Consider the following 13,590-nt stretch of genomic DNA (forward strand, 5'->3'; position numbering starts at 1 on the left):
TGCAGGAGCTGCTCGACCTGGTCGGGCTGGCCGGCGTCGCGGCGCGCTACCCGGCCCAGCTGTCCGGCGGCCAGCAGCAGCGGGTCGCGCTGGCCCGCGCGCTCGCCACCTCGCCCAGCCTGCTGTTGCTCGACGAGCCGCTGTCGGCGCTCGACGCCCAGGTGCGCGAGCACCTGCGCCGCGAACTGCGCAGCCTGCAGCGCAAGCTCGGCGTCACCACCGTGATGGTCACGCACGACCAGGAAGAGGCGCTCGCGCTGGCCGACACGATCGCGGTGATGAACCAGGGCCGCATCGAGCAGGTCGGCACGCCCGAGCAGGTGTACCGGCAACCGGCCAGCCGCTTCGTCGCCGATTTCGTCGGCCGCGCCAACTGGCTGCCGGTGCAGCGCGACGCGCAGGGCGCGTTCCAGCTCGGCGGCGTGCGCATCGCGTGCGCCGACACGATCGCGCCGGGCTTGTCGGCCGCGACGCTGTTCTGCCGGCCCGAGGACGTGCGCGTGCAACCGCACTGGACGCCCGGCGCGAACACGCTGATGGCCAGCGTCGACCGCGTCGACTTCATGGGCGGCCTGCGCCGCGCCACGCTGTCGCTGTGTGCCGCGCGCGAGATCGAGATCCTCGCCGACGTGGGCCCGAACGACGCCGGCTTCAATGCGCTGGTGCCCGGCCAGCGCGTGCCGGTGACGCTGCAGGCCGAGCGGCTGCGGCTGTTCGAGAACGCAACGCCGTGAGCACCCTGGCCTGGAGCGGCCCGCGCCCGCGCCTGCGGCGCAGCGCCGACGAGCATGTGGCGGCCCTGCTGGTGTGGCTGCTGGCCGGCGTGTTCCTGCTGTTCCTGGCCGGGCCGCTGGCGGCCATCCTCGTGAAGGCGGTGCAGGCGCGCGATGGCAGCTTCACCGGCCTCGCGCAGCTGAACGCCCTGCTCGGCGAGGCGCGGCTGCGCAGCGCGTTGTCGAACAGCGTGCTGATCGCGCTCGCCACCACCGCGATCGTGCTGCCGCTCGCACTGGCCTTCGCGTTCGCGCTGACACGCTCCCGGCTGTGGGGCCGGCCGGTGTGGCGGCTGATCGCGCTGTCGCCGCTGCTCGCGCCGTCGCTGATGCCGGCGATCTCGCTGGTCTACCTGTTCGGCAACCAGGGGCTGCTGAAGTCGTGGCTCGGCGGCGCGTCGATCTACGGCCCGATCGGCATCGTGATGGGCGAGGTGTTCTACACCTTCCCGCATGCGCTGCTGGTGCTGGCGACCGCGCTCGCGGTGGCCGACGCGCGGCTGTACGAGGCGGCCGAATCGCTGGGCGCCGGCCGGCTGCGGCGCTTCCTGACGATCACGCTGCCGAACGCGCGCTACGGCCTCGCGTCGGCCGGCATGGTGGTGTTCACGCTGGTGGTCACCGATTTCGGCGTGCCGAAGGTCATCGGCGGCCAGACCCAGGTGCTGGCGCTGGAGGCCTACAAGCAGGTGATCGGGCAGCAGGATTTCGGCAAGGGCGCGGTGATCGGGCTGATCCTGCTGCTGCCGGCGCTGCTGAGCTTCGCCGTCGAGCGGCGGCTCGCGCGCCGCGGCGGCGCGGCGATGGGCGGGCGCTCGGTCGCGTACCGGCCGGGGCGCAACCGCGTGCGCGACGGCGTGCTCGGTGCCGTCTGCGCTGCCGTCTCGCTGTTCCTGCTGGCGCTGCTCGGCACCGCGGTCGCCGCCTCGCTGATCCAGCTGTGGCCGTACAAGCTGGTGCCGACGCTCGCGCACTACGACTTCGACCACGTCGACGGCGGCGGCTGGGGCGCCTTCGGCAACAGCGTGACGGTGGCGGCGCTGACCGCGCTCGCCGGCACGCTGCTCGTCTTCATCACCGCCTACCTGACGCTGAAGACCCCGGCGCCGCGCGCACCGGCCGCGCTGATCCGCGCGCTGGTGCTGCTGCCGATGGCGGTGCCCGGCCTGGTGCTCGGCCTCGGCTACATCTTCTTCTTCAACGCGCCCGGCAACCCGCTGCCGGCGCTGTACGGCAGCCTCGCGATCCTGGTCGCCGCCGGCGTCGCCCACTTCTACACGACGGCGCACCTGACGATGGTGACCGCGCTGCGCCAGGTCGACGGCGAGATCGAGGCCGTCTCGCGCAGCCTGAAGCGGCCGTGGTGGACGGCCTGCCTGCGCGTGACGCTGCCGATCAGCCTGCCCGCGCTGCTGGACGTGGCGCGCTACCTGTTCGTCTCCAGCATGACGACGGTCAGCGCGGTGGTGTTCCTCTACACGCCCGACACCACGCTCGCCTCGATCGCGGTGCTCGGCATGGACGATGCCGGCGACACCGCGGCCGCCGCCGCGATGGCCACGCTGATCGTCGCGAGCTCGCTCGCCGCGACGCTGCTGATCAACGCGCTCGCGGCCTGGCTCGGGCGGCGTTCGCAGGCCTGGCGGGCCTGAGCCCTCTTCCCTCCCTGCGGATGTTTTCGATGCGCGAACCCTTGTTGTTGACCCCCGGCCCGCTGACCACCAGCCTCGCCACCAAGATGGCGATGCTGACCGACTGGGGCTCGTGGGACGGCCGCTTCAATGCGCTGACGGCCAACGTGTGCCGCCGGCTGCTGGCCGTGATCGATGGCGGCGGCGAGTTCGCTTGCGTGCCGCTGCAAGGCTCCGGCACCTTCGCCGTGGAAGCCGCGATCGGCACGCTGCTGCCGCGCGACGGCAAGCTGCTGGTGCTCGTGAACGGCGCCTACGGCCAGCGCATGGCGCGGCTGACGGCGGTGATGGGCCGCGCGGTGCAGGTGCTCGATTTCGGCGAGGCGGCGGCCATCGACCCGGCGCGCGTCGCCGACGCATTGGCCGCGGACCCAGCCATCACCCACGTCGGCGTGATCCACTGCGAGACCAGCACCGGCATCCTGAACCCGCTGCAGGCGGTGGCCGACGTGGTCGAGCGCGCCGGCCGGCGCCTCGTGATCGACGCGATGAGCGGCTTCGGCGCGCTGCCGCTGTCGGCGCGCACGCTGCGCTTCGACGCGGTGATCGCCAGCAGCAACAAATGCCTCGAAGGCGTGCCTGGCATGGGCTTCGTGCTGGTGCGCGAGAGCGCGTTGGCGCAGGCCGAGGGCCGTGCGCATTCACTGTCGCTCGACCTGCACGACCAGTGGCGCTACCTGCAGAAGACCGGGCAATGGCGCTACACGCCGCCGACGCACGTGCTCGCCGCGCTGGCGGCAGCCCTCGATCAGTACGACGCCGAGGGCGGCCAGCCGGCACGGCTCGCCCGCTACCGCGACAACTGCGAGGCGTTGCTGGCCGGGCTCGCGCGGCTCGGGCTGCGCAGCTTCCTGCCGGCCGCCATCCAGGCGCCGATCATCGTCACGGTGCATGCGCCGCCGGGGCCGGGCTGGAACTTCAGCGATTTCTACGAGCGCGTGAAGGCGCGCGGCGTCGTGCTGTATCCGGGCAAGCTGACGGCAGTCGAGACCTTCCGTGTCGGCTGCATCGGCGCGATCGGTCGCGCCGAGATCGGGCAGGCGGTCGATGCGATCGGCCATGCGCTCGACGCGATGGGAGCACCGGCATGATCCAGTCACCGTACCGCCACGTCCGCCGCTACCAGGGCCCGCTGCAGGCCGTCATCTTCGACTGGGCCGGCACGCTGGTCGACCACGGCTCGTTCGCGCCAACCCAGGTGCTGATCGATGCCTTCGCCGGCTTCGGCATCGAGATCACGCTGGCCGAGGCGCGGGTGCCGATGGGCCTCGCGAAGTGGGACCACATCCAGGCGCTCGGCCGGCAGCCCGGCGTCGCCGCGCGCTGGCAGGCGCGATTCGGCCGTGCGATGGGCCGCGGCGATGTCGACGCGCTGTACGCCGCCTTCATGCCGCTGCAGGTGGAGCGGGTGGCGCAGTACTCGACGCTGATCCCCGGCGCGCTGGAGATGGTCACCGCGCTGCGCGCCCGCGGCCTGAAGCTCGGCTCATGCTCCGGCTACCCGCGCGTCGTGATGGACCGGCTGCTGCCGCATGCCGCCGCACAGGGCCTGCGGCTGGACCATGCGGTCGCAACCGACGACCTGAAGCCGGGCGGCCGGCCGGGGCCGTGGATGGCGCTGGCCAACGTGATCGAACTCGGCATCGGCGAGCTCGCCGCCTGCGTGAAGGTCGACGACACCGTGCCCGGCATCGAGGAAGGCCTGGCGGCCGGCATGTGGACGGTCGGGTTGTCGCTGTCGGGCAACGAGGCCGGCCTGACGCTGGCGGCGCTGCAGGCGCTGGCACCGGACGAGCTGCAGGCGCACCGCCGCCGCGCCGCGGCGACGCTCGCGCAGGCCGGATCGCATTTCGTGATCGACAGCGTCGCCGGGCTGCCTGCGGTGCTGGACGCGATCGAGGCGCGACTCGCGCGCGGCGAGCGGCCGTGAGCCCTGCGATTCCGCTGACGCGCAGCGCGGGCGTCTCGATCTGGCTGCAGATCGAGAAGGCGCTGGCCGACGACATCCTCGGCGGGCGCGTGACGGGCAGGCTGGCCAACGAGCTGGAGCTGGCCGGCCGCTTCGGCGTCAACCGCCACACCGTGCGCCAGGCCGTGAAGGCGCTGGCCGAGCGCGGGCTGGTCGAGGTGCTGCACGGCCGCGGCACCTTCGTGCGCGAGGAGGCGATCGACTACGCGCTCGGCCGGCGCAGCCGCTTCGCCCACAGCCTCGCGAAGGCGCGGCGGGTCGGCGCCAGCCGGCTGACGCACGACGCCGAGCGGGTGCCCGAGCCCGAGGTGCTGTCGCTGCTGGAACTGGCGGCCGGCAGCCGCGTCGTGCAGGTCGATTCGCTCGATGTCGTCGACGACAAGGTGGTCGGCGTCTGCACGCAGTATTTCCCGCTGCCCCGATTTGCCGGCATCGCGCAGGTCTACCGCGAACTCGGCAAGACGCATTTAGCGCTGGCGCGGCTGGGCGTGGGCAGCTTCGAGCGGCGCCTCGGGCGGGTGACGGCGAAGCTGCCGGAGCAGGCGGTGGCGCGCCAGTTGAAGCAGCCGCCGGCGACGCCGATCCTGGTTGTCGAGAGCGTCTACGTCGACGCCGCGGGCCGGCCGATCGAGTACGGCATCTCCCGGTTCAACAGCGCGATGGTGCAGGTGGTCGTCGAGCCGTGAGCAATCACCCGCTATCGGCGTGACGTATGGCACAACCGGTTGCATCCCGCCACCGGTGGGGGGGCGGTGGTAGGCTCAAATGCGTTTCCAATCGCGTCTCCAATCGCCCACCCGAACGCAGCGCCCCCGATGCCTGAAGAAAACCGAGTCCCGACCGCGAGGCCTGCGAGCGTCGTGTTCGCCCGCATCCGGGAATTCGGCAGCTCGTCGGTGACCGAGCAGGCGACGCTGAAGGCCCGGCTGGAGTCGCGCGCCGCGGCGGCCCTGGACGCAGTTCCTGCCAGCGAGCGCGTCGTGCTCGACGCCCGCGACGGCATCGCGATCGTGATCACCGCCGATCCGCTGGTGGCTTTCGACGTCGCGCAGCGACTGGCCCGCAAGAGCCGCAGCCGGCGCACCGTGGTCGGCCTGAACCACGGCGCCGTCAAGCTGGTGACCGATGCCCAGGGCGGCCCCGCGCTGATGGGCGACGGGCTGAGCACCGCGGCGGCCATCGCCACCTTCGCCAAGCCCGGCCGCATGCTGGCCACCCGCAGTTTCCGCGACGCGCTYGATGTCAACTCGCCGGGCGCGGCGCGCCGGCTGGAGCTGGCTGGCACCTCGATCGACGACCAGGTGCGCACGCACGAGCTGTTCGCGATCAACCCGCAGGCGAGCCTGCAGTACCAGCGCCGGCTGCTGCTGGGCGGCATCATCGGCAGCGCGCTGCTGATCGGCGGCGGCATCGCGGTGCGCTGGGGGCTGGACGAATGGCGCGAGGCGACCCAGGGCGCGGTGATCGTGTTCGACGTGAAGCCGCAGGCCGAGGTGTCGGTCGACGGCGAGCACAAGGGCAGCACGCCGCCGCTGACGCAGATCGAGCTCGCGAGCGGCCCGCACACGCTGGAACTGACGGCGGCCGGGTTCCCGCCGTACAGTACCGAGGTTCAGGTCGCGCCGGGCGAACGCATCACGATCCAGCACCGCTTCGTCGCGGCCCCGAAACCGGCCAGGCCGGTCAAGCAGGGCAAGTCGGGCTTCTGGCAGGACCTGCGCCGCCGGCTCGGAAACTGAGATGCCGTGAATTCTCCAGACACCATCATCCACACGCACGTCGACCCGCGCCTCCCGCCGCAACTGGGCCGCTACCGCATCCAGTCGGAGCTCGGCCGCGGTGCGATGGGCGTGGTGTACCGCGCGCATGACGAGCARCTGGGCCGCCCGGTCGCGCTGAAGACGCTGTACATGGGCGAGGATGCCGCCGCCGAGCATGCGGTGCGCTTCCAGCAGGAGGCGCGCGCCGCCGGCGGGCTGAACCACCCGAACCTGGTGACGGTGTACGACGTCGGCCGCGACGGCGACTGGGCCTACCTCGCGATGGAGCTGCTCGAGGGCGTGGAGCTGCGCGACCGGCTGGCGAGCAGCCGGGTCTCGCTCGCGATGGCGGTCGACATCGTGCGCCAGGTGGCGCTGGGTGCCGCCGTCGCGCATGCGCAGGGCGTGGTGCACCGCGACATCAAGCCGGCCAACATCATGCTGGTGCACGGGCGGCACGCGAAGCTGATGGATTTCGGCATCGCGCGCATCCCGACCTCGGACGTGATCACGCAGACCGGCACCATCCTCGGCTCGCCGAAGTACATGTCGCCGGAGCAGATCGCCGGCAACGACATCGACCACCGGGCCGACATCTTCTCGCTGGGCGTCGTGCTGCACGAGATGCTGACCGGCACGACGCCGTTCAACGGCGCCGACGTGAACCAGCTGATGTACGCGATCGGCCACGCCGAGCCGGCGATCCCGAGCCGGCTGAACCCGGACGTGCCGGTGGTGCTCGACCTGATCGTCGCGAAGACGCTGGCCAAGCAGCCGGCCGACCGCTACCAGAGCGCCGAGGCGCTGGCCGCCGACCTGCTGGCCTGCCGCAGCAGCCTGGCGGACGCGAGCGCCGACGAGGCGGCCGACGGCGAGACGCCGCTCGGCGCCGGCGTCTCGATGACCTCGTTCACGCCGCTGGCGCAGAGCTTCGCGACGACGCAGTCGATGACGCGCGCGTCGTTCGCGCCGGACATGGCGCTGCTGTCGGTGTCGCGGCATTTCGATTCGGAGGCCGCCCTGGTGCGGCTGCGCGACGGCGACCTGCTCGCCACGCCGCCCCCGCCGCGCCAGCGCTGGCGCCGCGGGCCGTGGCTGCTGGCGGCGACGCTGGCGGCCGCGTTGTTCACCAGCGTGGCGATCGTGCTCGGCTAGAGCCGGCAACGGCATGTCGATGGCCCGGCGAGCGCCCATGAATCGACGAACCGCCTTCTCGGCGCTGGCGCTGTGCGCGCTGGCCCCTTCTGCCCCGGCCCAGCAGGTGCTGCCCGCCGTCACCGTGACGGCCACCCGCACCGAGACGCCGCGCTTCGACGTGCCGGCCTCGATCGACGTGGTCGACGGCGACACGCTGCGCGACGGGCGGCTGCAGGTCAACCTCTCCGACGGCCTCGCCGGCGTGCCCGGCCTGCAGGCGCGCGACCGGCAGAACTACGCGCAGGACGTGCAGATCTCGGTGCGCGGCTTCGGCGCGCGATCCACCTTCGGGATCCGCGGCGTGCGGCTCTACGTGGACGGCATCCCGGCCACGCTGCCCGACGGGCAAGGCCAGATCACCAATGTCGACCTGAACTCGGTCGAGCGCATCGAGGTGCTGCGCGGGCCGTTCTCGGCGCTGTACGGCAATTCGTCGGGCGGCGTGCTGCAGGTGTTCACCGAAGAGGGTGTCGGCCGGCCGGCGCTGAGTTTCGGCCTGGCGGGCGGCAGCGATGGCGCGATGCGCACGAGCAGCAAGCTGTCGGGCTCCGAGGGCCGGCTGAGCTACCTGCTGAGCGCGAGCCATTTCGAGACCGACGGCTACCGCGACCACGGCGCCGCGCGGCGCGACATCGGCAACGCGAAGCTGGTGTGGCGGGCGGACGACGACACGCGATGGAGCGTGGTGCTGAACAGCGTCGCGCTGCCGTTCGCGCAGGATCCGCTCGGGCTGACGCGGGCTGCGTTCGATGCGGATCCGCGCAGCGCCGACCCGGTGGCGACCGATTTCGACACGCGCAAGACGGTCTCGCAGACGCAGGCCGGCATCGTGCTCGATCGGCGGGTGTCGGCGGCCCATTCGCTGCGGGTGATGGTGTACGGCGGGCACCGGCGCACCGAGCAGTTCCAGGCCATTCCGGTGGCGACGCAGGCGAACAACGCGCTGCACCCGGGCGGCGTGATCGACCTGCGGCGCGACTACAGCGGCACCGACTGGCGCTGGACGACGAAGACCTCGATGGCCGATCAGCCCTTGACCTTGATCGGCGGGCTGGCATACGACAGGCTGCGCGAACTGCGACAGGGGTATCTCAACTACAGCGGCAGTGCTGCAACGCCCGAGCGCGGCCAGCGCGGCGCGATGCGGCGCGACGAGACCAACTTCGTCAGCAACATCGACCCGTACCTGCAGGCGTCATGGCAGCCGGCGGCCGACTGGACGCTGAACGCCGGCGTGCGGCACAGCCGCGTGCGCTTCGAATCGCACGACAACTACATCGTGGGTGCCAACCCCGACGACAGCGGCCGCGCCGACCATCGCGCGACCTTGCCTGTGCTGGGCGTGCTGTGGGCCGCGAGCCGCTCGGTGCACCTGTATGCGACGGCCGGCAAGGGCTTCGAGACGCCGACGCTGAACGAGCTGAGCTACCGGCCGAACGGTGCGACGGGATTGAACTTCGCGCTGCGGCCGGCGACGAGCCGCAGCCTGGAGTTCGGCGTGAAGAGCCGGCTGGACGGCATCGGCGAGTTCAACGCCGCGGTGTTCCAGACCCGCACCTCGGACGAGATCGTCACGCTGACCAACACCGGTGGGCGATCGACCTTCCAGAACGCGGGCAGCACGCGGCGCAGCGGGCTGGAACTCAGCGCCGTCGCGGCGCTGCCCGAGCCGTGGAAGGCGCAGACAGCGGCCACCTGGCTCGATGCGCGCTACCGCGACGCGTTCATGACCTGCACGGTGACGCCGTGTGCGGCACCGAACGTCGAGATCGCGTCGGGGCAGCGCATTCCGGGCATCGCGCGCAGCAGCTTGCAGGCCAGCCTGGCGTGGGCGCCGCCGCAGGGCTGGCGCGCGGGGGTCGACGTGCGGGCGCTCAGCAAGGTGTTCGTCAATGACTTGAATTCGGATGCGGCGGCCGGGCAGGCCACCGTCGGTGCGAGCGTCGGGCATGTGCTGCCCCTCGGCGCCTGGCAATTCAGCAGCTTCGCGCGGGTCGACAACCTGTTCGATCGCACCTATGCGGGGTCGGTGATCGTCAACGAGGGCAATGCCCGCTATTTCGAGCCGGCACCGGGGCGCAATTGGATGGTGGGTTTCTCGGGAAGCTACAAATTCTGACCCGCGCCGCGGACAATTGCGGCGGTAATTCCGCGCCACGCCGAGACACCCACTCATGATCAAGATCCTGACCTCTGCACTGCTGTCGCTGCTACAACTACTCCATCGACACGACAACACCGATCGGCAAAGCGCAATGGGCCACCACATGTTCAAGCGAAGCACCCACTCGTCGTCGGCGCTGAAGGCCCTCCTGTCACTGGCGCTGGCAACTGCCGTGCTTGGCGCGCACGCTGCCGAGGGTTACGTCACGGGAACCGTCACCAACCTGACGAGCACTCCTGCGGGCTTGCTCATCATGGTCGATGCGGGGCAGCCGACCAATTGCGCTGGCGCGCCTGGCGGGTGGATGCTGATCCGGACGGAGCACAAGACCATGGTCGCGACAACACTGATGATGTTCGCGATGGGCAAGAAGGGCGCCACAGTCTACGCGTCGGGCACTGGCGCCAGCGGCTACTGCGAAATCAGTCAGTACGACCCGGCCGAGTGACCGAGTGCCCGGCTTGCGGTCGGGCAGCGTTCAGTTCCAGATCGGTGTCGAGTCTTTCAGCGACAGCACCCCCGATCCGCCTTGGTCGATGCCGAGGTATCGGCGCAGCCTTCACCGGTCCCTTCGGTTGACTAGTCGTTGATGGCAAAGAATTCGATCGACTCCGTGTCGTTCCACGCCGTGCAGGCACCCGTTCCCCAAATCGAGACGGTCTTTCCGGTGGTATAGGCCAAGAGCAGGCCGCTGAGTTGTGCCTTGCCGGCCGGCGTGGCAGCGTTCAGGGCAAAGCGCATGCTTTCGACTGCGGCACAGGCGGGAAAGTTGGCGCGAGGCCCCTCGACATACGCCATGACAACGCCGTTTGACATGAAGTAGATGTTCTTGAGCTTGACGGGCCCGGCGGTGCCGGCATGTGCGCTCATGGACATCGAAAGCAGTGCAACTACTGCCGAATGAATGACCTTCATAGTTCTCCCTTTGGTTGCAGTGTTTTGCTCTTCGACAAGCGTCGGCAAGCCCGGATCGGCGCTCGTCAACGAAGGTCCGTCACCTCGACAGCCAAACTCCTACGATGTCTTGTTGACTCGTGCAACTCGCTCCGTCTGGATACCTGACAAGAACCGATTTCTGCGTTGTGATTGCCGTCATGATGACGGCGAAGACTGGTTTGAAGTCAGGATCTGACTGCGCGATGGTGCCGACGCCACCTTCCTGATAGTTCACCCACAGGATGGAGTCCCCCACAAAGAATTTCGTCGGCGTCAGGGCGCATTCGATGTACGCATTGGCGTTCAACGGTGCGACCTGCATGGCCAGTCCAGCGATCAGGCTGGACAGAAATGTGATTGGCGATTTGATGAAGATCATTGCAATTCCTTCCATTGAGGGATGAATACTTCATTCGGTTATGGCTCGGATCGCACCAACTCTTGACGAACTCGCTGGCATCCAATACTTCCAGATTTCTCCGGTATTCACATGCACGAGTTCACACAAATCGTCGGATAGAGGTCACCCTGCTCTGCCACCATAGAATATTGAATCGCCTGAGGATCGGCATTTGCTGGATTTGTCACCAAGTTGCTATTTACAAGCAAGGTTGGGATAGCTCTTCGGCGCCACACAAACATGCATTACTCGCTGACCGAACTTACTCTCCGATATATAGAATTCCAAACCTTTTGCAAAACCTGCGCCGCTGACGCCAACAAGATAATGAATATTTGGTTGCAAGGCTTCAGCCAGCGTTGACTCGAAGCCCGGAATGGATTCTCCATAGACCACCCGATCCAACCCAATGTAACTCCCTGGCTTCAACTCCAACCGCCACGAGGGCTTGCCAAGATCCCATGAATTCACCCCTCCCGGAGTCACCGATAGACTATTCACCGGAACCATTTTCATGACTTCCGACTTCAATTCAAAAACAACCACACCACTTTCATTCATCTCCATGGAGATTTTCACCTCGTTTTCATACGAGAAAGCAGGCAATACCGAGAGAGAGAGTAGAGAAACAAAAAGCACACGAAGGAGATGATACGCAATCATTTCTTTATCCCATTTGAATATATAACGGACTCGAATGCGGACACGTCTTGTCCACCTATTTTTCTAATATAATAATTCTGCATCATTTGCCCCTGTTGCTCAAATCTATACTGAGCGAATGTTTTCAACGAGTCCAATTCATAAACATACGCTCCTTGCCGGCCGTATTCAATACTTTCAGCAGCCGCCTTCCAGCGAGTGTAGCCGGTGACCTCCCTATTCTGATATTGCCACACATGAGTAATCTCATGGATGAGTACGGACTGCGAATATGAATCGGCCGTTGAGAAATCAGATCTATAGTTTTCCGGCGAGAAATTTATACTATTCTCCAAAGTAATAGCGCCAGCCGTTGGTGGCGCACAGCACGAATTTAGAGAAACGGCACCGTAATTTACCGCCCCTCCAAAATATGACTGCAGCAGTGTGATTTCGGAACTCAAGAGAGCTCTTGAAACCTTACTACTTGCCATCGCCTCCCCGTCATGGGCGGAGTCGTTAAACAAATAGCCAAATGCCCCTGACTGCGCCCCACTCGCAAACTTCCCACCACCCAGCACCGATGCCGTCCCGCCAATCATCGCGTGGATGAAGGTGTCGGCCGCCCGCTCGCCGACGTTCAACCGGGCCCCCAGGAACTGCGATGCCCCGGCTGACGCAGCACCGGCGCCGCACCTTCCCCCACCCGTCACGCTCGTGATGCAGCCGACTCCGGCATGCAGCATCGTGCGACCCAGGCCCTTCTCACTCCAGTACGCAGCCATCTCTGTCTCGCCTGAGGCTGCTGCCGTGCTGCTCAGGCTATTCCCCAAGCTGCCCGCTCCATAGAATGCGAGCGACGTGAACGCACCCTGCGCTGCTCCGTTGAAGTCGCCGGTCGCAATCGCCCCCGACACGAATCCCGCTGCCGCAGCTTGTCCCGCGGCGGGCCACGATGACGGGCCGGCTCCCGGCCCAAGCCATGCCGCCACCGCAATGCTCACCACCATCCGCATCTGCTGCTGGTCGATGATGCCCATGGCATGCAGCGCTATCGCGCCCACGATGGCCCCGATGCACACCGGACACTTCCCATTCGCATCCACCGTGTTCAACGGCTGGTTGTAGACGTAGCTGTACGCGTTGTAGGTCTGGATGTCGAACGGATCGCCCACCACCGGGTCGGCCTGCATGAAGCGCCCGATCAGCGGGTCGTACAGCCGCGCGTTCATGTGGATCACGCCCAGGTCGTCCAGGTGCTCGTGCCCGGTGAAACCGCGGTCCGTGCCGCTGGCCGCGTCCGGTGCGCCGCCGTGGTAGTCACCGATCAGCGCGTTGGCCGGATCGGTTGCACCGCTCGCATACCGCCGCTTGCCCCACGGGTCATAGGCGTAGCGGATCGTCTTCACCACGCTGCGCCAGTCGGCTCCGCCGGCCACCGTCACCGCCACCGTCGAGCCGAGGTGGTCCTTGTGCCAGTACTCCAGCTTGCTCGTCGTCGCCGGCGCCGCGGCCGTCGTCGTCAGCAGCACCGTCGTCGCGCCCGCCGAGATGTAGTGCCGGTTCGTCGTCACCCCGTTCTCGTCGGTCTCCTGCTCGTAGCCCAGGCCGTTCGCGCCATCGGGGTGCAAGGTCCAGGTCGTGCGCGTGCCGCGGCTGGTCTTGCGCAACTCGACCAGGCGTTGTTCGGTCTCGCCGTACACCCAGTCGTAGGTCGGTGCTGCCGCACCGCCGCTGCCCAYGCCGACGATGCCCGGCGTAACCCCGTCGCCCTGCGGCAGGTTGAAGCTGTTGTAGCGCACGCTGCGGTACCGCGCGTCGCCCAGGGCCCGTGTCAGGTTGCCCTGCGCGTCGTACTCGTAGTCGGCGTTGTACGTCGGCCCACCGGCGCGCGGGCGGATCGCGCTCACCGCATGCGGCAGGCGCTGGCCGCTGGCCGGGTAGATGTACGAGCCGACATCGCTCTTGGAGAGGATGTTGCCGATCGCGTTGTAGGCCAGCGTCACGTCCTGGGTCACGCCGCCCGGGTTCGTCACCTGGTATTGCGTCAGCCGGTTC

13 protein-coding genes are annotated in these 13,590 nt (G+C 68.0%); 9 read left to right on the forward strand and 4 right to left on the reverse strand.

From position 1 onward, the window contains the following. The 9 genes from AC1D01_RS06535 to AC1D01_RS06575 form a co-directional block, all read left to right on the forward strand. A partial coding sequence (locus tag AC1D01_RS06535; RefSeq protein WP_477865255.1) for an ATP-binding cassette domain-containing protein occupies window positions 1–734 on the forward strand: 734 nt, incomplete at its 5' end. Beyond that, entirely contained in the window at window positions 731–2,425 is a 1,695-nt protein-coding gene (locus AC1D01_RS06540) for a putative 2-aminoethylphosphonate ABC transporter permease subunit (protein WP_477865256.1), read from the forward strand. The genes AC1D01_RS06535 and AC1D01_RS06540, both read left to right, overlap by 4 nt. Window positions 2,426–2,454: 29 nt before the next feature. Continuing rightward, a complete protein-coding gene (locus tag AC1D01_RS06545) occupies window positions 2,455–3,555 on the forward strand; it encodes a 2-aminoethylphosphonate--pyruvate transaminase (protein ID WP_477865257.1) in 1,101 nt (366 codons plus the stop codon). Next, window positions 3,552–4,394 carry a phosphonoacetaldehyde hydrolase gene (phnX, locus tag AC1D01_RS06550; protein WP_477865258.1) on the forward strand — a complete coding sequence of 281 codons (843 nt, stop codon included), beginning with the start codon at window positions 3,552–3,554 and terminating at the stop codon, window positions 4,392–4,394. Before AC1D01_RS06545 ends, phnX begins: the two co-directional genes overlap by 4 nt. Next, complete coding sequence (gene phnF, locus AC1D01_RS06555) at window positions 4,391–5,119, forward strand: phosphonate metabolism transcriptional regulator PhnF (protein ID WP_477865259.1); 729 nt, start codon at window positions 4,391–4,393, stop codon at window positions 5,117–5,119. Before phnX ends, phnF begins: the two co-directional genes overlap by 4 nt. Window positions 5,120–5,248: 129 nt before the next feature. Then, entirely contained in the window at window positions 5,249–6,172 is a 924-nt protein-coding gene (locus AC1D01_RS06560; protein WP_477865260.1) for a PEGA domain-containing protein, read from the forward strand. A 6-nt stretch (window positions 6,173–6,178) separates the two neighbouring features. After that, window positions 6,179–7,348, forward strand: a complete 1,170-nt coding sequence (locus AC1D01_RS06565; protein WP_477865261.1) for a serine/threonine-protein kinase — start codon at window positions 6,179–6,181, stop codon at window positions 7,346–7,348. A 37-nt stretch (window positions 7,349–7,385) separates the two neighbouring features. Further along, window positions 7,386–9,509 carry a TonB-dependent receptor family protein gene (locus AC1D01_RS06570; RefSeq protein WP_477865262.1) on the forward strand — a complete coding sequence of 708 codons (2,124 nt, stop codon included), beginning with the start codon at window positions 7,386–7,388 and terminating at the stop codon, window positions 9,507–9,509. 55 nt (window positions 9,510–9,564) lie between these two features. Beyond that, window positions 9,565–10,002, forward strand: coding sequence for a hypothetical protein (locus AC1D01_RS06575; protein WP_477865263.1), 438 nt, complete (start codon window positions 9,565–9,567; stop codon window positions 10,000–10,002). Between the two features lie 131 nt (window positions 10,003–10,133). Here the strand turns inward: AC1D01_RS06575 and AC1D01_RS06580 are convergent, their stop codons facing one another. The 4 genes from AC1D01_RS06580 to AC1D01_RS06595 form a co-directional block, all read right to left on the reverse strand. Then, window positions 10,134–10,538: a hypothetical protein gene (locus AC1D01_RS06580; protein ID WP_477865264.1), complete on the reverse strand. Its 405-nt coding sequence runs from the start codon at window positions 10,536–10,538 to the stop codon at window positions 10,134–10,136. A gap of 10 nt (window positions 10,539–10,548) precedes the next feature. Further along, a complete protein-coding gene (locus AC1D01_RS06585) occupies window positions 10,549–10,869 on the reverse strand; it encodes a hypothetical protein (RefSeq protein WP_477865265.1) in 321 nt (106 codons plus the stop codon). Window positions 10,870–11,085: 216 nt separating this feature from the next. Further along, a complete protein-coding gene (locus tag AC1D01_RS06590) occupies window positions 11,086–11,553 on the reverse strand; it encodes a hypothetical protein (protein WP_477865266.1) in 468 nt (155 codons plus the stop codon). Next, window positions 11,550–13,590, reverse strand: a 2,041-nt coding sequence (locus AC1D01_RS06595) for an RHS repeat-associated core domain-containing protein (protein WP_477865267.1), incomplete at its 5' end; no start/stop codon positions are given. The genes AC1D01_RS06590 and AC1D01_RS06595, both read right to left, overlap by 4 nt.

It is taken from the genome of Rhizobacter sp. P3_B12 (genome assembly GCF_056402895.1).

Bases quoted from the DNA above. Each gene is read 5' to 3' on its own strand.
- AC1D01_RS06545 (WP_477865257.1), top strand. From the start codon at position 2,455: ATGCGCGAACCCTTGTTGTTGACCCCCGGCCCGCTGACCACCAGCCTC.
- AC1D01_RS06585 (WP_477865265.1), bottom strand. From the start codon at position 10,869: ATGATCTTCATCAAATCGCCAATCACATTTCTGTCCAGCCTGATCGCT.
- AC1D01_RS06575 (WP_477865263.1), top strand. From the start codon at position 9,565: ATGATCAAGATCCTGACCTCTGCACTGCTGTCGCTGCTACAACTACTC.
- AC1D01_RS06590 (WP_477865266.1), bottom strand. From the start codon at position 11,553: ATGATTGCGTATCATCTCCTTCGTGTGCTTTTTGTTTCTCTACTCTCT.
- AC1D01_RS06570 (WP_477865262.1), top strand. From the start codon at position 7,386: ATGAATCGACGAACCGCCTTCTCGGCGCTGGCGCTGTGCGCGCTGGCC.
- phnX (WP_477865258.1), top strand. From the start codon at position 3,552: ATGATCCAGTCACCGTACCGCCACGTCCGCCGCTACCAGGGCCCGCTG.